At 72.9% G+C, this 19,578-nt stretch carries 11 protein-coding genes and 1 pseudogene; 6 read left to right on the top strand and 6 right to left on the bottom strand.

Features of this window, described 5'->3' with window-relative positions:
* Positions 1-27 precede the first annotated feature (27 nt).
* Positions 28-1,416: pseudogene (locus AB0E94_RS04885) on the top strand (MFS transporter); the annotation flags it as partial.
* A gap of 773 nt (positions 1,417-2,189) precedes the next feature.
* On the top strand, positions 2,190-2,822 hold the full coding sequence (locus tag AB0E94_RS04880) for a futalosine hydrolase (protein ID WP_360322641.1): 633 nt from the start codon (positions 2,190-2,192) through the stop codon (positions 2,820-2,822).
* Positions 2,823-2,936: 114 nt separating this feature from the next.
* On the opposite strand, the gene AB0E94_RS04875 is transcribed toward AB0E94_RS04880, so the two are convergent.
* The 3 genes from AB0E94_RS04875 to lanKC form a co-directional block, all read right to left on the bottom strand.
* Positions 2,937-5,846, bottom strand: a complete 2,910-nt coding sequence (locus AB0E94_RS04875) for an AAA family ATPase (RefSeq protein ID WP_360322639.1) — start codon at positions 5,844-5,846, stop codon at positions 2,937-2,939.
* 18 nt (positions 5,847-5,864) lie between these two features.
* Positions 5,865-7,070 carry an MFS transporter gene (locus tag AB0E94_RS04870; RefSeq protein ID WP_360322637.1) on the bottom strand — a complete coding sequence of 402 codons (1,206 nt, stop codon included), beginning with the start codon at positions 7,068-7,070 and terminating at the stop codon, positions 5,865-5,867.
* A gap of 207 nt (positions 7,071-7,277) precedes the next feature.
* Positions 7,278-9,779, bottom strand: a complete 2,502-nt coding sequence (gene lanKC / locus AB0E94_RS04865) for a class III lanthionine synthetase LanKC (protein WP_360322635.1) — start codon at positions 9,777-9,779, stop codon at positions 7,278-7,280.
* 187 nt (positions 9,780-9,966) lie between these two features.
* On the opposite strand from lanKC, the gene AB0E94_RS04860 reads away from it, so the two are divergent.
* The 4 genes from AB0E94_RS04860 to AB0E94_RS04845 all read left to right on the top strand — a co-directional run bounded on the left by AB0E94_RS04860 (position 9,967) and on the right by AB0E94_RS04845 (position 15,003).
* Complete coding sequence (locus tag AB0E94_RS04860) at positions 9,967-12,828, top strand: type 2 lanthipeptide synthetase LanM family protein (RefSeq protein WP_360322633.1); 2,862 nt, start codon at positions 9,967-9,969, stop codon at positions 12,826-12,828.
* Positions 12,825-13,034 (top strand): hypothetical protein, encoded by a 210-nt coding sequence (locus tag AB0E94_RS04855; RefSeq protein WP_360322631.1) that lies wholly within the window; start codon positions 12,825-12,827, stop codon positions 13,032-13,034. The genes AB0E94_RS04860 and AB0E94_RS04855 overlap by 4 nt, the downstream gene beginning before the upstream one ends.
* A 143-nt stretch (positions 13,035-13,177) precedes the next feature.
* A complete protein-coding gene (locus tag AB0E94_RS04850) occupies positions 13,178-14,362 on the top strand; it encodes an MFS transporter (RefSeq protein WP_360322629.1) in 1,185 nt (394 codons plus the stop codon).
* A 44-nt stretch (positions 14,363-14,406) separates the two neighbouring features.
* Complete coding sequence (locus AB0E94_RS04845) at positions 14,407-15,003, top strand: TetR/AcrR family transcriptional regulator (RefSeq protein ID WP_093620246.1); 597 nt, start codon at positions 14,407-14,409, stop codon at positions 15,001-15,003.
* On the opposite strand, the gene AB0E94_RS04840 is transcribed toward AB0E94_RS04845, so the two are convergent.
* From AB0E94_RS04840 to AB0E94_RS04830, 3 genes are read right to left on the bottom strand one after another with little or no spacing between them, the layout of a single operon-like run.
* The gene (locus AB0E94_RS04840; protein ID WP_360322627.1) at positions 15,000-16,358 is read right to left on the bottom strand and encodes a GH1 family beta-glucosidase; all 1,359 of its coding nucleotides are present in this window, start codon (positions 16,356-16,358) and stop codon (positions 15,000-15,002) included. The genes AB0E94_RS04845 and AB0E94_RS04840 overlap by 4 nt on opposite strands.
* A gap of 11 nt (positions 16,359-16,369) precedes the next feature.
* Positions 16,370-17,542, bottom strand: a complete 1,173-nt coding sequence (locus AB0E94_RS04835; protein ID WP_360322625.1) for an MFS transporter — start codon at positions 17,540-17,542, stop codon at positions 16,370-16,372.
* Entirely contained in the window at positions 17,539-19,563 is a 2,025-nt protein-coding gene (locus AB0E94_RS04830; RefSeq protein WP_360322623.1) for a hypothetical protein, read from the bottom strand. Before AB0E94_RS04830 ends, AB0E94_RS04835 begins: the two co-directional genes overlap by 4 nt.
* Between the last annotated feature and the right edge of the window lie 15 nt (positions 19,564-19,578).

Raw genomic sequence — 19,578 nt, 5'->3', positions numbered from 1 at the left:
CGACGCGGGTCGCCCGCATCAGTCAGGATGGTTCCCATGCCGCAGTTCTCCGCGCTCGGACGCATCGTCGGCACCGGCATCAAAGCGGGCCGTCTGGTGGTGCGCGGGTCGGTGCGTGGCGGCGCCTGGGCCACCCGTCGCGTCGGCCTGGCCCGTGCCAAGGGCGCCGCCAACGAGATCGGCATGATCCGGCTCTTCGACCTGCACGCCGTCTCCTGCGCCGGTGACGCGCTCATCGCGATCGGACTCGCCGGGACCATCTTCAGCGTCCCGCTCGGCGAGGCCCGCAGCAAGGTGGCGCTCTACCTGCTCATCACGATGGTGCCGTTCGCGCTGCTGGCGCCGGTGGTCGGCCCGCTGCTCGACCACTTCCGGCACGGCCGGCGTTACGCCCTGGCCACCACGTTCCTCGGCCGCGCGTTCCTGGCCTATGTGATGTCCGACAACCTGCTCGGCTGGGGCCTCTACCCGGCGGCGTTCGGTGTGCTGGCGCTCTCCCGGGCGTATGGTGTGGCCCGCTCCGCCGCAGTCCCCCGCCTGCTGCCCGAGGGCATCGGACTGTCCCAGGTGGGCGCACGGGCCAGCGTCTACGGCACGTTCGCCGGCGCTCTGGTCGCGCCGATCGGCCTGCTCGCCTTCAAATTCGGGCCACAGTGGCCGCTGCGCGTCGCCACGGTCATCTTCATGGTCGGCGTGGTCGTGTCGCTGCGCCTGCCGCCACGCGCCGACTCCGACCCGCCCGAGGCCATGCCCAGGGCCTGGCGCACCGTGCTCGGCGTCGGCCGCGGCTCGGACCGCCCGCTCTCCAACCGTCTGGTCGTCGCCACCCTGATCGGCAGCAGCAGCCTGCGCCTGCTCTACGGCTTCCTGCTGCTCTTCCTCACCTTCGCGATCATGGGCGATCAGCTGACCACCGAGATCCTCGGCAACGAGTTGGGCCGCAACCTGGCGGTCGGCCTGATCGGCGGCGCCCTCGCCCTGGGCACGTTCATCTCCACCGCGGCCGGCACCGGTCTGCGCATCAGACGACCACTGGCGTTGCAGTCCAGCGGCCTGATCGTGACGGCCGGTGTGGCCATCCTCACCACGATCTTCTACAACCTCGCCATGGTCACCCTGCTGGCCCTGCTCACCGCGGTCTTCAGCGGCATCGCGAAACTGGCGGTCGACGCCAGCATCCAGGAACGTGTCCCGGAACGTCAGCGCGCCACCGCGTTCGCCCACTCCGAAACAGCCCTGATGCTCGCCTGGGTGGCCGGCGGCGGCCTGGGCCTCATCCCCCTCGACGGACGGCTCGGCCTGGCCCTCGCCGCATTGCTCGCGGTGCTCGCAGCGGCCCGGGCCGCCTGGTCGGCGGCACGCCTGCACAACGAGAGGCTCGCGGGCCGGCCCGACGTCCCGGTCCCCGACGAAGACCCCCTCAGCGGTACGCCGAACGCGAACCCGGAGGACACCACCGACCTGCGCGGTACCCGGCGCACGGACGTCGACGACCCGACGGAGCCGGGGCGCGAGCCGCACGACCGCCGGAACCGACGGCGCACCCCCGGCGGGGGCCGCTCCGGGACCGGACCGGCGCGCACCGGTTCCGGCCGGGCCGGCGCGGCGCCCGACGACGGCCGGGACGACTGGATCGAAGCCGAGGAGAGCTGGTCCGACGACTCGTGGACCGCGGGTGGCGGCGGTTCCCGGACCGGTTCGGTCAACGGCGCCGGCCGCCGCGACGACCGCGCTGCCCGGCCCGGCGGCACTCCCGGGCAGCGCCACCCGGCCGGCTCGGCGGCCCGCGACGGCGACACCCAGCGCCTCGACCCCGAACCCGACGCCAAGCGTTGGTGGCAACGCAAACGGCGGAGCACGGCGACCACCAGCCGCCCCCGGACCGACAGCGCCACCGGCCGACCAGGCGGAGGCCCGAGCGGGTCAGGTGGGCCGGGCGGGTCGGGTGGGCCGGGCGACGGCCCGCGGCGGGAGGCCCGTCCGGACAGCGGCAGCGCTCCGAGTGGCAGCGGCCGGGCCCGGGCTCGTGGTGAGTCCGGCAGCGACGATTGGGACAGTGGCCGCGGCGACGCCGGACGGGCCGGGGAGGGTGCCGGAGCCCCGGTGGCACCGCCCGGATACCACGTCTACCGGCCGTCGTCCGCCGGTTCGGAGACGCGTGACGGTGATCCCGCGGAGAATGAGGACTCGTGAGTTCGTACCCCCTCCTGATCGTGACCGCGGTGACCGCTGAGGCCGATGCCGTCCGGGCCGGTCTCGCCCGCGGAGACGTCGTGGTCGAGGCGGTGGGGGTCGGCCCCGCCGCGGCCGCCGCCGGGACCGCGAGGCTGCTCACCGGCCGCGCCTACCGGGCCGTGGTCAGTGCCGGGATCGCCGGCGGCTTCGCCGGCCGGGCCGCCGTCGGCAGCCTGGTGATCGCCGCCCGCAGCATCGCCGCCGACCTGGGCGCCGAGTCACCCGACGGTTTCCTGCCGGTCGAGGAGCTGGGTTTCGGCACCACCGTCCTGGACGCCGACCCGCACCTGGTCAAGGCGCTGCAGGCCGCCCTGCCCGGCGCGGTCTCCGGTGACGTGCTCACTCTGGCCACCGTCACCGGCACCGCGCCGACCGCCGACCGGCTCGCCGCCCGCTTCCCGCTGGCCGCGGCCGAGGCGATGGAGGGGTTCGGCGTCGCGACCGCGGCGGCCGGTGCGGGTGTGCCGTTCGCCGAGCTCCGCGCCGTCTCCAACCCGGTCGGCCCCCGTGACCGGGCCGCGTGGCGTCTCGGCGACGCCTTCGCGGCCCTGCGCGCCGCCGCCCCCGCCCTGGCCTCGCTGCCCTGATCCTGGTCGGTCGCCTCCTGAGTGGCAGTCCCCGATGAGCCGCTTCCGGGATGGCAGCCTCGCCGGTCAGCCGCTCCCCGGGATGGCCGCCCCACCGGTCAGCCGCCCTTCCGGTCAGCTGTCGAGCAGCGACCGGACATGTGCGGTCAGCCGCTCCCGGTTGTCCTGGCCGGTCTTGGCCAGCAACTGCGCGACGTGTTTCTCGACGGTTCGCGGAGAGATCTGCAACCGGCCGGCGATCGACTTGTTCCCCAGCCGCTGCACCAGCAGCGTGCACACCTCGAACTCGCGGGCTGTGACACCGATCACCCGCAGCGGCTCGGGAATCAGCCCGACACCGGACCGGCGCTGCATGACCGTGACACCGGCGTCGCGCAGCAGCCGCCGGCACGCGCCGGCCGGCGCCGCCACACCCTGATCGTGGAAGTACCTCTCCGCGGTACGCAGCCAGGACACCGGATCACCCCACCCGTCGGCGAGCGCGGCCTCGGCGGTCAGCCGGATCCCGAGATGCCAGGCCATCGGGAAGTCCGCGCCCACGACACGGGCCTCGGCCACGGCGGCCGCCGCCTCGCCGGCGTGCCCGGCCCGGCCGTCCAGGACCGCCCCGGCCAGCAGCAGGAACTGCCGGTTCCAGCGCAGCCGGCCACCGACCCCGGCCAGCACCGGACGCAGGTGAGCCCAGCCGATCCGGCCGTCCAGGGCGCCGAGGAGCAGGCCCAGCCCGGTACTGCCGGAGAGGTGGAACAGCGTGCTCGGGTTCTCCACCTCGGTCGCGATCGCCTGGGCCAGATCCTGTTCGGCCTGGGCCCGGTCCTCCTCGAGCAGCGCGCAGAAGGTCCGGGCCAGCCCGTACGTCATGGTCCGGGTATAGGGGGCGCTCAGGTTGCGGCGGCGCAGCTCGGCCACGGCGCTGTCGAGACCGTCCCGGTCACCCCGGTGCCCGGCCAGGATGACCCGGGTGACGAGCAGATAGGGCACCGCCCGGCCGAATCCCAGCCGATCGGCGATCCGCAGGCCCTCGGTGATCGCGGGCCCGGCCGTCGCGAACTCGCCCCGCAGCACGCTCTGCTGGACGAGGATCGCGTCCACCTCGTGCGCGACCGGCAGCATGCCCATGTCACGTGCCTGATCACGGAGCCGCTCGAACTCGCCGACCGTACCGTCTCGAAGGCATGTCAGGCCGGCCTGCAGCACCTGGGAGTAGATCTGCAGGATCGGCAGCCGATGCCGGTCGGCGTGCAGGCGGGCCTTCTCGAAGTACCCGTCGGCCTCGCTGAAGTCCCGGGAGCGGGCCAGCACACCGAGCAGTTGCCAGGCGTCACAGGCGATCGCCGGCAGCCCGGCCCGCTCGGCCGCCGCGGCGGCGGTGACGGCCAGCGCGGTGGCGTCGCCGAGCCGGTCCGGCCCCGGCTGCTGCAGGCAGAGGTGCGCGGCGATCGCATCGACCGGCGCGATGTCCCGGTCGTCCGGATGCTCGCCGAGCAGGTCCCGGGCCGTGGCGATCTGCCCGTACGCACGTTCCCACTCGCCGGCCAGGCAGGCGATCTCGGCGAACTGGGTGTGCAGGGCGGCCCGGCGGCGGCGGGACAGGCCCGCGCTGAAGAGGTGGCCGGGCAGATCGGTCAGCTCGGCGGTCCGCTCGAACGACCCGCTCTCGCCGAGGGCGGTCAGCAGGGTGCTCAGCGCCTCGGCCCGGACGTCGGCCGGGGCCGAGGCCAGCAGCCCGTGCGCCTGCTCGCAGAGTTCCACCGCGGACCGGACCGCCCCGTCACCGAGCGCACGACGCCCGGCCTCGGCGAACAACTGCCCTGATCGATGGTCGTCACCGGCGACGCGGTGCAGGGCGGCGGCTGTCGCACACCACTCACCGGGCAGGTCCGGGTATCGGTCCTCGACCGCGGCGGCGGCCTGCCCGGCCAGCTCGGACCGTTCGGTCGCGCTGAGGCTGTCCAGCAGCACTTCGACGGTGAGCGGGTGCCGGAACGCGTACCAGTCCGGGGCCGGCTCGTCCGGGCCGACCAGGTGATCGGCGACCGCGGTCTGCAGCAGCGACAGCACGGTCAGCTCGTCCAGGCCGGCGGCCTGCCGGACGACCTGCAGCGGGAACCGTCGCCCGGCCACCGCGGCCAGCGACAGCAGCCGCCTGGCCTGCGGGCCGAGCCGGTCGATCCGGGCGACGACGTGATGGCTGATCGCGGCCGGAACACCGGTCCGCAGGTCGGCGACGATCAGCCGGCCGTCACCGGATCGGGTCAGCCGTCCGCTGTGGACGAGATCGTGCAGCAGTTCCTCGACGACGAACGGGTGCCCGGCGCTGTCCGCCCACAACCTGTCGGTGACCAGGTCCGGCAGCTCCGGCTCGGGTACGCCGAGCCCGGCGGCGGCCAGCGCGGCCACCTCGGACCGGGTGAGCCGGGGCAGGTCCAGCAGCGCCGCCACGCCCCGCTGGGCGGCCGCACGGGCGAGATCGAGCGCCATCGACGGCGTGTCACGCAGCGCCACCACGATCACGATCGGCAGGCCGGCGACGTTGTCCAGCAGGTAGTCGGTGATCGCCAGGGTCTCCGCGTCGGTGTCCTGCAGGTCGTCCAGGATCAGCACGCAGCCGCCGTCCCGGCCGGCCAGCGCGAGGAACCGTACCAGCGCCTCGGCCAGCACCACCGGTGACGCCGCGGCCGTCCCGGTGTCCCAGTCCGGGACCAGCCGCCCGAGGATGTCCCGATAGGGACCCAGGTCGGCCAAGCCGGCCGGTACGGTACGCCGTAGAAAGGCCAGCAGCGCCTGGCTCAAGGGCCGGTACGGCACCAGCGGCCCGATCGTGCTGCCACGCCCCTGCAGCACCGCCATGCCGCGGTCCAGGGCCGTCCCGGCGATCTCGGCGGCCAGCCGGGTCTTACCGATACCCGCTTCACCGAGCAGGATCACGCCGGTCCCCCGGCCGTCGGCGGCGGCGGACACGGCGGCGGCGAGCACATCCCGGTGCCGGTCACGACCGACCAGAGGGCCAGAGTGCGTCCACATGGACGCCAGGGTGACAGATCAGCCCAAGGGGTGCGCTTCCCGCTCGGGCGGAAGTTCCTGGAATCGCGGTGTGACACCGGCGATCAGAGCGGCGACCAGGCAGGCGCCGGCCAGCAGCAGCAGCGTGAGCGTCGGCCCCAGCCGCTGATGGAGCAGCCCACCGAGCACCGGGCCGATCGGCTGTGCCGCCATCGAGACGACCGTCGCCGCCGCTTGGACACGGCCGACGAGCTGCTCCGGGGCGTCCCGCAGCAGCAGCGTGGCGAAGGCGACGTTGCCCAGCGCGGCGACCGCCAGGCAGCCTCCGAGCAGCACACCCGTCAACGCCGGCGGGGTGATCGCGAGCGCCGCCACCGTGCCGGTCGTGACCCAGCAGGTGAGGATGATCAGCGTCCGCAGATGCCGCTGCACCGGAAGCCGGGTGGCCAGCAACCCACCGAGCAGGGTGCCACCCGCGGTCGTGGCGGACACCAGCCCGGCCAGGCGACCGGTCGGGTCGGCGTGCGCAGCCGTCGTGAGGGTCACCAGGGTCACCGCTCCGAAGGCCACGTTCAGAAGGCATCCGAAGACCAGGAGCGGCGTACGCAACTCGGGCCGCCGCCAGACGAGGGCGAACCCGGCGAAGAGAGCACGCCACGGACCGGCCCCGGTGTGCCCGGTCTCGGGCGGGGTGGATCGGGTACGCAACGCGATGACGCACAGCAACGCGACGAGGTGTCCGGCCGCCTGCACGAGAAACGGCCAGAGTGGATCCACGGCGTAGAGAAGCCCGCCCAGCAGCGGACCGGCCAGCCGGGCAGCGGACGTCCGGGTCTGCAACTGTGCGATGGCACGTCCCAGCCGACCGGCGGGCACCACCGCGCGCACCAGCGCCGCGGCGGCTGGAGCGTGGACACTCGCCGCCGCGGCGCTGACGGCGGCGAGCACCAGCACGAGGGGCAGGATCACCGCCCCCCGGGCGATCAGCCAGCTCAGGAGCAGACTGCCGACCAGCCCGGCGGTGTCGCAGGCGAGCATGAGCGAACGCCGTTCCCGGCGGTCGGCCAGTGCCCCACCGGGAACAGCGGCCAGCACCATGGCCGCCACCGTCACCGAGGCGACGAGTCCGGCGCTGGTGGCCGATCCGGTCGTGGCCAGCACGGCCAGCGGCAGCGCGAGGCCGGCGAACTGCCCGCCGAGTCCGGTCGCGAGTCCCGCCGTCCACAGCAGGCGGAAGTCGTTCATCTGTGGTCCCCCTTCGATGCGGTGCTCACGGAACACGAGGGAATCCCGTGAGCACCGCGCCCGAATTCATGACTGGGTCATGGATCTGATCAGGCCCGCGTCACCACGGGACCATGGAGCTGATCAGGCTGATGCAAACGCAGCTACCGGGTTCCATCTGCTCCTCGGAGCTGATGGTCTGCAGGGCAAGGACGTTCGTCATGTGTCTCACCCCCTCTCGTTCGTCGACGTGGCCGGGAAGAGCCCGGGCAGCAGGGGGCTTCCGCCGCCGTGGGCACAGTGGAGGGCCATCAGCACGCCGGCCGAGCCGGTGGCCAGGTCGGCGCTGAGACGCCGGGACAGCCGCCCGGCCATCAGCAGATGGCCACGATGGGTCACCGCCTGCGCCGACAGGCCCCGGATGTGGGCGGCGATGTCGGCGGCCGGGGCCCGGCACCCGTACAGCACGGTCAGCAGCCCGGCCCGGCCCTCGAACAGGCCGGCCTCCAGCACGTAGTCGGCGGTGAGCCCGTGGAGGATGCGGTCCAGGAGGGCTGACCGGGCCGGGTCCGGACGATGCCGCAGCAGGGCGTGCAGGACCAGGCCCACACCACCGCTGCCGGCCGCGAGGTGGGCGATGTTCTTGGTGCCGACCGGCGCGTAGACGGCGCCGTTGGCGTGCGGCACCAGCCGGTCCACGTCGTGCCGGAGTGCGCGCTCGGCCCGGTCGAGCCACCGGACGTCACCGGTCCGCTCGTACAGCCGCAGGTGCATCAGCGCGATGCCGCTCATGCCGTGCAGCAGGCCGATCCGGCCGACCGGCTCCGCCGCCGCCGACTCCTCGGCGAGGCGGAGGGCGGTGTCCAGACATCGGTCACTGTCGGCGCGCCCGGTCGCGGCCAGGGCGGCGAGTACGGCCCCGGCGACTCCGGTGGCCACTCCCGGCCCCGCCGGGACGGTGTCGAGCGCGGTGGTTCGCAACTCCACCGCCTCGTCGTGCCGGCCGAGTTGGTCGAGCACCGCGGCCACCCCCAGTGGACCGTGGAACAGCCCGCCGATCGGGCCGGCGGGCGCCGTGAGCGCGGCCCGGACCAGCCAGTCCACCAGTTCGGGCGGAACCTCGGTGACGGCGTTCAGCGCGTGCAGGACCCCGGCCGCGCCGTACGCGAGAGCCGCCCCGCCGTCCCGGAACTGCTCCGGATCGCCGGGGAAGAGCCGGTCGCTGCGGTCCGGGGTGGCCGTGCTGAGGATGCCGGCAACCAGCGCGTCCCGCAGCCGCGGCCAGTCCGGCTCGGCGAACAGGTCCTCGGCGGGATCCGGCGGCACGTCTGCCGGGCGGCACCGGCGCAGACGTTCGCGAACCGACGCGGCCAGCGGCAGGTCCGCCTCGGCCCGGTGCACCACGCCGGCCACCTTGGCCGGGGCCAGCACCGACATGTTGACCGCGTGCGGCGCCACCGCGAACAGGGCGATCCGGTCCAGGGCGTGCAGGTCGCGGGCCGTACCCGAGATGTGCGGCGGAGCGCCGAACCCGGGCGCGCCCAGCGCTCCCGCGCCACCGCCGTCGTCGGGCGATCCGGCTGCCTCGAAGTCGATCAATGCGACCGAGCCGTCCGTGTCGACGAGGACGTTGCCGGGGTGCGCGTCATCCCAGACCAGGCCGCGATCGTGGACCTCGGCCAGCGCGGCGGCGACCCGGTCGAGCACGGCGGCCAGCCAGTCCGCGTACCGGGCCCGGTCCGCGGCGCTCGCCCGCGGATGGGACAGCGGGTGCCGTTCCAGGATCTCGACGGCCAGCGGACGGCCCGGCAGGTACTCCTCGACCAGGAACTCGTGCTCCCAGACCCGGAACCGGTCCAGCACCTTCGGCACACAGCTCAGCCCGGCCAGCTGCCGTTGGGCCCGTTCCGCAGCCGACAGACGCTCGACGGCGTCGCGCCCGAGCCGGTCCAGCCCGGCGTGCGGGCGGGCCTCGCGCAGGACGACCCGCTCCGGTTCGGCGCCGGGCGGCTCGGCCAGGTAGACGCCGCCGCTGTTGGAGTAGCCGAGCACCGACAGCACCCGGTACGGAAGCTCGTCGCCGCCGGCCGCCGGCTGCACGGCACGGACGGGCTCGGGCACGGTGACCCAGGGCGGCGGGGTGAACGCCGGCCGGCGGGGATCCGGCACCAGCGTGCCGTCGGGGGCACGCAGGGCCGGGGTGGCCCGCCCGTCCGGTCCGGCACACAGCCGGGCTTCGAAGGCGCCGTACCGGACGTACAGCGGGCCGGTGTAGCGCAGGTCGCTGAGCACGTACGGGCCGTCCACCCCGGGCAGCGCCGCGGCCAGTCCGGCCAGGGTCCGGGTCAGTTCGTCGGCATCGGCCGGATAGACGGCGAGCACCTTGCCGCTGGCCGCCCGCGGAGCCGCCTTGCCGTTCAGCAGGGTGACGGCCGACCGGCTCCGCAGGAACTTGAACGCCACCCCCTGCCGGAAGCAGTAGCCGGCGACGATCCCGATCACCTTCTCGGCGTCGACTGCGGTCGCCGACACGTGGATCTTCCAACCCTGTTCGGGCAGCTCAAGGGCGGGTCGCATGATCACCCACAGCCCGGCGTCCGCACACCGCCACCCGGCCGGCAGTGGCTCGCCGGCGATCGGGAAACGGTCCTGCTCGTCGTCGAGCCGATCGAGGCGGTCGAAGAAGACCCGGTCGGCCACGGCGTGCAACTCCAGTTCCGGACGGTTCACCCGCTGCCTCCCCCATCAGTCGCCGACGGCCGTTCCGCCGGGCTGGGAACAGCAAACGGCGCGCGGCCGCCGTACACATCGGTCAGTGGCACGACCGTTCGGCGCCGCCGCGGCGGCGCACAGCGCGGAGCGAATATGGGGGATCAGTACCCATGTCCGGCTTGAGATCCATTGACACAATCGCTGCGTGTCCGCCGTCACAGCGTTTCCGCCCGGGTGGTGGGCTCCCGCGGTGCTTCCCGGTGAGCCCGCCGGTCGGCCCCCGGCGTGGGCGGTGTTCGTCGCCGACGCGCTGCGCCGGCCGACCGGCCCGCGCACCCCGGCCGCGACCTGGCACGCGGCCTTCACCGGTGTGCTGCGACCGCTGCTCGCCGAGGTCGACTCGCGTCTTCTGGTGCCCGCCGGGTTGCCCGTCGACCGGGCTGCGGTGTCCGCCGACGTTCTCGGGCAGCTCGCCGAGAACCTGGTCCGCCAGGTGGCCCGGACCTTCGTCGCCGAGATGCACCGCGCCGCCGACCGGCTCGGCGGGGCCACCCCCGGCGAGCGTTTCGACGACTTCGTCCGAGGCCTCGACCTGACCCGGACACTCACCGCGTATCCGGTTCTCGCCCGGATCCTGGGTGACGCCTGCCGACACCGGGTCGACGCGGTGAACGAGACGCTCGTACACCTGGCCCGGGACCGTCCGGCGATCACCGCGAAACTGCTCGGGACGGACCCGGGGCTCCTGACCGGTCTCCGGTTCGGCGGCGACCTGCACCATCGCGGCCGCGGGGTGAGCCTGCTGCGGTTCGGTGACGGCTCCCGGATCGTCCACCGGCCCCGGCCGGTGGACCTCTACCGCCGGTTCGCCGACACCGTGGCCTGGCTGAACCAGCGGATGCCCGGCCCGGCCCTGCGGACCGTGCAGGTGCTGGAACGCGACGGCTACGGCTGGATCGAGTACGTGACCCACCAGCCATGCGCCGACGACGAGGCGGTCCGCCGGTTCTACCTGCGCCAGGGCGCCCTGCTCGCGCTGCTGTACGCGCTCGACGGCACCGACGTGCACTGCGAGAACCTGATCGCCGCCGCCGACCAGCCGGTGCTGTGCGATGTGGAGACGCTGCTGCATCCGCGGGTGAGCGGCCCGGATCCGGCCCACGCCGACCCGGCGGCCGAGGTGATCGCCCGATCGGTGTGCCGGACGGCGCTGTTGCCGATGCGGATGTGGGGTGACGACAGTTCGGTCGATCTGTCCGGGCTGGGCGGCGAGGCCGGCGCTCCGATGGCTCTACAGATCGCCGACTGGTCGGACCCGGGCACCGACCGGATGCGGCTGATCCGCCGGCCGGCCACTGCCCCCGGCGGCCGTAACCGCCCCTACCTGCACGGGCGGGCGGCCGAGCCGCGGGATCACGCCTCCGCCCTGCGTGCCGGGTTCGCCGCGGCCTACGACACGATCGTCGCGTACCGGGACCAGTGGTGCGCCCCGGACGGGCCGCTGCATGGACTGGCCACCGCCCGGACCCGGGTGGTGGTCCGGGCGACCGCCCAGTACGGCGTGCTGCTCGACGAGTCGACCCACCCCGAACTGCTCCGGCGGGCCGTCGATCGCGACGCGTACCTGGGTGGCCTGTGTGACGACACCGTCGACGGCCTGCGGCCCCTGCTCCGCCACGAGGTCGACGACCTGTGGCGGGGTGACGTACCGATCTTCACCGCCCGGGCCGGTGACCGCGCGCTCTGGACCGCGGACGGCGTCCGGGTCCCGGAGGTCCTCCCGGTCACCCCCTGGGAGTCGGTGGCCGCGAAGGCGGCGGCTCTCGGCGGCCCGGACCGGCGCACCCAGGACTGGCTGATCACCGCCGCCCTGGCGAGCCGTGCGCCGGGCGGCCCACACCGGCCGTCCCGCCCGCACCCCAGTCCGGCCGCGTCGATGACCCCGGATCCGGAACTGCTGCTCGCCGCCGCCTGCGGCCTCGCCGACGACATCGTCAGCCGGGCCGCCACCGGTTTCGGGCGGAACAACTGGATCGCCCTGGAACTCGTCGACGACGCGCGCTGGGCCGTGCTGCCGATGGGGGCCGGGCTGCCGTACGGATACTGCGGGGTGGCTCTGGCGCTGGCCCAGCTGGGCCGGCTGACCGGGACCGCCCGCTACACCGAGACCGCGGTCGGGGCACTGGCGGGCCTGCCCGCGCTGCTCGACTCGATCGCCGCTGAGCCGGAACACGTGGCCGCCGTCGGCGTCGGCCTGGCCGGTCTGGGCGGGATCTGCTACGCCCTGGCCCGGCTCGACGCCCTCGCCGGGCCGGTCCCGGAGTGGCGGACCAGCCTGGACATCGCGCTGCACGCGATGGCCGGGGCCGCCGATCGGGGCGGGCTGCCGTGGTCGTACCACGACGGGCTGGCCGGCGGGCTGACCGCGGTGCTGGCGGTCGAGCAGGAGACCGGGCACCCGGTCGCCGCCGGCCTGGCCGACGGTTTCGCGGCGCACCTGCGGGACGCGGCCCGGCGAGACGCGCCCGGGATCACCGGACCGGGGTTCGCCCACGGTGCGCACGGTGCCGGGTTCGCCCTTCTCCGGTACGGCGTACGACGGTCCGACCCACTCGCCACCGAGACCGGGCGCCGTCTGGTCGCGCCGGCGGGCTCCGGCACGGATCAGGACCAGGGCTGGTGCCGCGGTACCGCCGGGTGGGAACTCGCCGGCCAGGCGGCCGGGCTCACCCCGCCCGCCGACACGCGGGTCCGCCGCCGGCCGCTGGCCGATCTCAGCCTCTGTCACGGTGAGCTGGGCGCCGTCGAGCCGGCCCTGCAGGCCCGTGCCGCCGGGGAGCCCGGCGCCGCCGCGGAGGTCGAACGATGTGCCCGGCAGGTGCTGGGCGGCCTGGATCGCTACGGGCCGCGCGGCGCGTCCCCGGGCGAGGTGACGACCACCGGCCTGTTCGACGGGCTGGCGGGTATCTCATACGGCCTGGTGCGGCTGGCGTTTCCGGACGAGGTTCCGGCGGTGCTCCGGCTCGAACCCGGCCATTCGATGTCGACGAAAAGGAGGCAGAAGTGAAGAACCAGGAAGTGAAGAACCAGAACGACGACGACGCGCGGCAGCCGGACCCGATCGGCCCGGTGGCGACTCCCGGCCGGCCGCAGTCCGGCCTGCGTACTCTCGTGCTGGCCGGGGTGCTGCTGAGCGGAACCGCGGCCGGTGGGCTGCAGAAGCTGGGGCACGGCGTGATGGACACCGGAACATTTCCGTCGATTTCCCTCTGACCCGCACCGCGCGGAGTGGGTGCTTCCGCCGACGAACGATTCGTTTACACGGAAAATGTTGCTGTTGGCGATCGTGAACGGCATGCTGCGCTGACGGGTCTGTGATCGGGACCACGTGCTGCTGACAGCGAATTGAGGCATCGATGGACGACGAGAGCGCGGGCGGCATGTCGGCCGGCGCGCGGGCCCGGCTGATCGGCGCCGGGTACGCCGCGCAGGGCCTCGGCTATGCCGCTGTGGTGACCGCGTTGCCGACGTTCAAGGACCGGCAGCACATCGATGACACGTTCGTGTCCGCGGTGCTGCTCCTGGTGGTGGTCGCGGCGGCCGGCGGGTCGATCCTGGCCGACCAGGTGGCCGCCCGCTGGGGTAGCCGGTACGCCCTCGCCTCGGGCCTGCTGCTGGCCGGCGCGGGCCTCGCCGGGACGACCGTCTGGTCCCCGAACCCGGTCTTCGCCGGCATCTTCTTCGTGTACGGGATCGGCCTCGGCGCAGTCGACGCGTCACTCAGCATGCAGGGGGTGCTGGTGCAGGCCCGGCTGGGTCGCAGTGTGATGAGCCGCCTGTTCGCGGCGTACACGGCCGCTGCCATCGCCGCCGCCCTGATCATGTCGGGTTCGCTGGAGTCGGGCGCCGGTGCGGCCGTGGCGGTCGGTGTGGCCGCGGTGTATGCGGTGCTGGTCGGTCTGGTCGGCTGGCGGTTGTTCGAGCCGGGCCGGACACTGCGATCGAGCGTGGCGCACGCGGAGAGCGGGCGGAGCGTACGCCCGATCGTGATGGTCTGCGGGATGTTGATCTTCACGGCTTTCCTGGTGGACTCGGCGGTCAGCACGTGGAGTTCGGTCTACCTCCAGGACTCGCTGGCGGCCGCCGCGTCGGTGGCCCCGCTGGGTTACGCCGCCTATCAGGCCGCAGTCCTGGTCAGCCGCCTGGTGGCCGATCATCTGGTGCCGCGGGCCGGGCGGACGCCGATCGCGATCGGCTCGCTCATCGTGTGCGGGATCGGGTGCGGCCTGGTGGTGGTGCTGCCGGCGATCGGCGCCGCGGTGGCCGGGTTCGCGATCGCCGGCATCGGTGTCGGTGTGCTGGTGCCGCTGGCGTTCAGCGCGGCCGGCGAGGCGGCGATGGAGAGCAGCGACGAGGTCATCGCCAAGGTGAACCTGTTCAACTACGGTGGCGCACTGCTCGGCGCGGTGCTGCTGGGTGCCCTGTCCGAGCCGATCGGCCTCCAGTGGGCGTTCCTGATCCCGGTGGTCGCCGTGGTGGCGACCCTCCCGCTGGCCCGCCGCGTGGGCCACCTGACCGCCCGCGAGCCCGCCGTCAGCTGAAAGCCCCGGCCGGACGGGCCGGCGACGGTGGCTAAGCTGTGCGCGTGCCGAAGCTGGTGGACCACGATCTCCGACGCGCGGAGTTGCTGGCCGCCGCCTGGCGCGTGGTCAGGGCGCGGGGTGTCGAGGGCACCACGACCCGGGCGATCGCCGACGAGGCGGGCTGTTCGCTGAGCGTGCTGGCGCATTTCCTGGGCGGCAAGGACGACATCCTGGTGGCCGCGCAGAAGGCGATCTACGACCGGATCGTGGAGCGCGCCTTCGAGATAGGCGGTGACCTGTTCGGGCTGGACGGTCTGCGCGCGGCCCTGGAGGCGGTGCTGCCGCTGGACGAGGAGCGGGCCGCGGACGCGCATGTGAACGTGGCGTTCGCCGGGGCGGCCCTGTCGCATCCGAGGCTGGCCGAGTCGCGGCGTGATTCACACCGGGCGATCCGCGTGCACCTGATCAACTGCCTGCGTGAGGCGCGGGAGCTGGGCGAGCTACGGGCCGGGGTGGACGACGAGGCGGTGATCGACGACTTCATCATCCTGGTCGAGGGCAGCACCCTGCTCAGCCTGGTGGACGGCTGGGCCGAGGAGGGACGCGCCGACCGGCTGTCCCGCCTCGCCAACCAGTTCGTGGATCAGCTGCGCGCCTAAGACGGCAAACGCGGCTGGGCGGCGATCAGATCCCGGTACCAGTAGTAGGAGTCCTTCGGCGTCCGCGACAGGTCGTCGAAGTCGACGTAGATCAGACCGAAACGCTCGTCGTACCCGGCTGCCCACTCGAAGTTGTCGAGAGCCGACCAGCAGTAGTAGCCGTCCACCCGTACCCCCGCGGAAATGGCGTCGGCCACCGCGGAGAGGTGAGCGTCGAGATAAGCGATGCGCCGCTCGTCGTGGACCCGGCCGTCCGGCCCGGGCGCGGCGTCGTGGAACGACGCCCCGTTCTCGGTGATGATCACCGGCGGCAACGCCGGGTAGCGCTCATGCAGGGTGACCAGGATCTCGGTGAGTCCGGACGGCACGATCGCCCACCCGAAATCAGTGCGTTCGTCGCTCTTGACCGGCACCGGCGAGAACGGCATCCCTTCCGGAATGTCCACTTCGAGGACCCCGCTGTAGTCCTTCCCGGCCCGCGGCGCCTCGATCATCGTCGGCTCGTAGTAGTTGACCCCGTAGAAGTCGAGCCGCGCCTTGATCAGTTCGAGGTCCCGGTCGAGCTGCGCGTCGGGCACACCGACCCCGGCCCGGATCAGCTCGCTCGGGTAGTCGCCGAGCAGGATCGGGTCAGAGAAGGTCCAGTTGGTGAGGTCGGAGAAGAGCGTCGCTGCCGCGACATCCTCCGGCGAGTCGGTGGCCGGCGTCACCGGGAAGTGCTGGTTGGCGATCCCCACACTGCCGGCTCCATGGGTACGCAGAACCTGCACCGCCAGCCCATGCGCGAGCAGCTGGTGATGCCCGGCCGGAAGTGCCCCGAGTCCGAGCCCGCGCGCCGGAGCGTGATCGCCGAGCGCGTACCCGTAAAGGGTGTGCACGTTCATCTCGTTCATGGTGATCCAGTCCCGGACCCGGTCGCCGAACCGCAGCACGAGGGTGCTGGCGTAGTCGGCGAGCCGGTGTGCGGTGTCCCGGTTCATCCAGCCGCCGGCGTCCTCGAACTCCTGCGGCAGGTCCCAGTGGTAGAGCGTCGGGACCGGGCGCACCCCGGCGGCGAGCAGCGTGTCCACGAGCCGGTCGTAGAAGTCGAGGTCACCGGCGAGCACCCGGGGCCAGGAGAAGGAGAACCGGTAGTCCTGCACTCCGGCCGCCGCGATCAGCGCGACGTCGTCGGCGTACCGGTGGTAGTGATCGATCGCCACCCGGCCGTCCTGGCCGTTCCGGACGGTTCCGCCCTGTGCCGTGAAGGTGTCCCAGATGCTCGGGCCCTTGCCGCCCGCGTCGGCCGCGCCCTCGATCTGGTAGGCCGAGGTGGACATGCCGAACCGGAATCCGGGTGGGAACTGGGGGTACAAGGTGGTTCCTTTCAGTGGATCGCCCGGAGGCGGGGTAGCAGGGCCAGCGCCAGCAGTGCGAAACCGGCCGTGACCAGGTAGAGCGTGCGGTAGCCGCCGAGCGCGGTGACGATCGGCGCGGCCAGCACCGGGGCGAGCATCTGTGGCAGGGTTCCGGCCACGTTGGCGACGCCGAGCATGGTGGCCCGGGTGTCCGGGTCGGGCAGCACATGGGTGAGCACGGCCATGTCGACCGCGATGTAGGCGCCCCAGCCGACGCCGACCAGCACCGATGCGGCCAGCACCACGGGCACGACCGGGACGAGGGCCATCAGCGCGGTGCCGGCCGCGAGGATGACCGCCCCGGCCGCGACGAAGACCTTCCGTTTCTCCCAGCGGTCGGAGAGCACTCCCCCGGCGAAGCCGAAGACGCCGGCGAACAGCACGTTCACCACGGTCACGATGAGCACCCAGGTGGCCGCGTCGTCGACGCCGACCTCGTCCGACAGGTAGTAGAGCAGGTAGACCAGGACGAGGGCGTTGACCAGGTTGAGCAGGAAGCGGATCACCCAGGCCCAGGCGAACTGGCCACCCGGCCAGTGCCACTTCCGCTTCTCCGGGGCGCGGAGCGGCTGCTCGCGGTTGATGATCAGCAGACTGGCGCCGAGGGCGGGGACCGCGACGGCCACCGCGAGGTAGCCGAGCGCCGTGGATCCGGCGACGACCGCCACCGCGGTGCCGAGGATGACACCGATGATCTGGGCGACGCCGAAGAGTGCGCCGACCGTGCCGCGCTGGCCCTCCGGCACCCGGTCGCCGATCATGGCGGCCAGTGCGGCCATCGGCCCGTTGAGGCCGACCTGCACCAGGATCCAGCCGGTGACCATGAGCGCCGTGGTGTCGGCCGCGGAGAGCACCACGAGGCCGACGACGCCGATCGCGGTGCCGGCCACGAAGATCGGCCGGCGTCGGCCGAGCCGGTCGGAGACGATTCCCCACAGTGGATTGGCCACCATGGACGCTGCCGCGCCCCAGGCCGTGACCAGGGCGAGCAGCGCCTCCTTGCCGCTGTCGCCGGCGAGGTGGGCCGCCTGCTCGGGGAGCAGGATCTGGATCGGCCCGAACCAGCCGGCGGCCACGCCGATCATGGCGAGCGCGTAAGCGACCATCCATGACCGGCGGACCGGTGTTTCAACAAGCGTCACGCACGGGACCTTTCCCACATCACCGTGTACGCCTCGGCGCCGCTGAGCAGCTGGGACTTGAGCAGCGGGCCGTCGGATCCGGCCTGGTTGATCAGGTCGGTGACCCAGTCGGCGTAGAGCCCGTACTGGGCGACGCCGTCGGTGTTGATGTTGAAGGTGCGGGTGCCCATCACCTGCTTGTTCACCGTGGTGCCGTTGGTCGCGGTGAACGGGTAGTTGAGCGGGCTGGACGCCGCGTCCAGGCGGGGCGCCGCCTGCGGGCCCAGGCCGTTCACGTCGGTGCCGACGCCGTATCCGGTGATCTTCGAGCCGTTGGCGAGCGCCCGGTGGGTGCGCCATTCGTCGAGGAAGGTCGGGGTGCCCTGGCCGTCGTCGTGGGCCGCGAAGGCGTAGCTGGCGACGAAGCCGCCGACCCCGAGCGTCCGGTTGATCAGGGCCGGGTCGGCCCAGGTGTGCACGGAGGCGACACCGGGGTAGTTCGCCGCCTCGGCCAGGTCGAGGACCGCTGACGCGGTCTTCACTCCCATGTGGTCGATGTGGATGATCATGCCGCGGTCCATCATCTGATTGATGAGGTACGTGCCGAGCGTGGTCAGTCCGCGCGTGTTGCAGATCTTCCCGCTCGGGTAGACCGGGAGAACCGTGCCGGCCGGCAGGCCGACGCCGAGTTCGAGCAGTTTGGCGATGTCGTCGCTGACCAGCGGCTGCTCGTTGTCGGACGGGCCGGTGCAGCTGGTCGCCTGCCACCAGTGGCCGGTGGAGATGAGGTTGCCGACGTTGATCGCGGCGCCGGTGACGCCCTCGTCGAACCGGGTGCCGCCGAACGCGTTGTCGAACTTGTGCACCGGGTACAGGCCGCTGACGCCCAGGCTCTGCAGCTCGTTCAGCCCGGCGTCGATGTCGGCGGTCGTGCACTGCGGGACGTCCTTGATCTCCCGGCAGTTGAAGATCTCGGAGTTCTCCACGCCGATCGTGACGGCGAGTTTGCCCTGGGCGGCGATGCTCCGTACCTCAGCCGGGGTCTTCGCCAACCGGAACCAGCCCTTGCCCGGACCGCCGCTTCGGGCGTCCACATAGTCCTGCATCTTCTGGAGATAGAGCGCTTGCGCTCGGATCTGGTCCATCTCGTTGCAGGAGGTGTGCTCGGGGGTGAGCTCGCAGATCACCCGGTTGGCCACCAGCAGCACGTTGAGCACGCGCTGCCCGGACTTCCAGGTCCGTTCCAGGCTGCGGAAGTAGGAGGCCTCGTGCAGCAGCGTGTCGTACTGCGGCCAGTCGCCGAAGGTGGGCCAGCCGTCCTCGGCCGAGTTGATCGGGTCGGTGCCGGCGATGATCGCCTCGAGCAGGGCGCCCCAGCCGAGGGTGCCGTGCGAGGCGCAGCCCTTGAGGGCGACCGTGACACCGCCCGGCGCGTACGCGTCCCCGCAGTGCAGCGCACCGCCGAACGCCTCACCGGCGGTGATGTGCGCGTGCGCGTCGATCCAGCCGACGAGCTTGCCGTTGGCGTCGACTCCGGCCGCCGGGGTGCCGCTGACTCCGGTGGTGATGTCCGGGGTGGCGGCGCAGCCGCTGGCCGGGGCGAGTTTGAAGGTCAGGCTGCCGGAGCCGAGCCCGCCCCAGTAGGAGCCCATCTGCTGGCCGGTGTCGGTGTTCACGAACTTGTAGGTGCTGCCGTCGGTGGTGACGGTCCAGTCGGCGCGGGAGCCGTAGTCGCCGCCGGCCCACACCCAGTTGGTCACGGCCATGTAGGGCGGAGCGCCGTCCTGGTCCCGCAGGACGTAGCGCCCCAGCTGGGTGGCTTCGAACCGGAACGGCTCGGCACTGGCGACCGCGCTCTTGAAGCCGTACCCGACCGAGTCCTTCCAGACGTAGCCGGCCGAGGTCGAACCGTTGAAGGCCTGGAGGGTGACGCAAGCGCCCTCCAGGTCATAGGCGGGCGTCCAGCTCGCGGCGCTGGCAGGCGTGGGCAGCCCACCGACGAGGCCGAGCACCAAGACGCCCGCGACCAGCTTACGAGTCACGCAGCACCCCCTTGG

Source organism: Actinoplanes sp. NPDC026670, assembly GCF_040638175.1.
In the GTDB taxonomy this organism is placed as follows: domain Bacteria; phylum Actinomycetota; class Actinomycetes; order Mycobacteriales; family Micromonosporaceae; genus Actinoplanes.
Note: the sequence above shows the minus strand (reverse complement) of the source record. Positions and strands in the feature narration are given on the sequence as shown.

Bases quoted from the DNA above. Each gene is read 5' to 3' on its own strand.
- AB0E94_RS04875 (WP_360322639.1), bottom strand. From the start codon at position 5,846: ATGTGGACGCACTCTGGCCCTCTGGTCGGTCGTGACCGGCACCGGGAT.
- AB0E94_RS04850 (WP_360322629.1), top strand. From the start codon at position 13,178: ATGGACGACGAGAGCGCGGGCGGCATGTCGGCCGGCGCGCGGGCCCGG.
- AB0E94_RS04870 (WP_360322637.1), bottom strand. From the start codon at position 7,070: ATGAACGACTTCCGCCTGCTGTGGACGGCGGGACTCGCGACCGGACTC.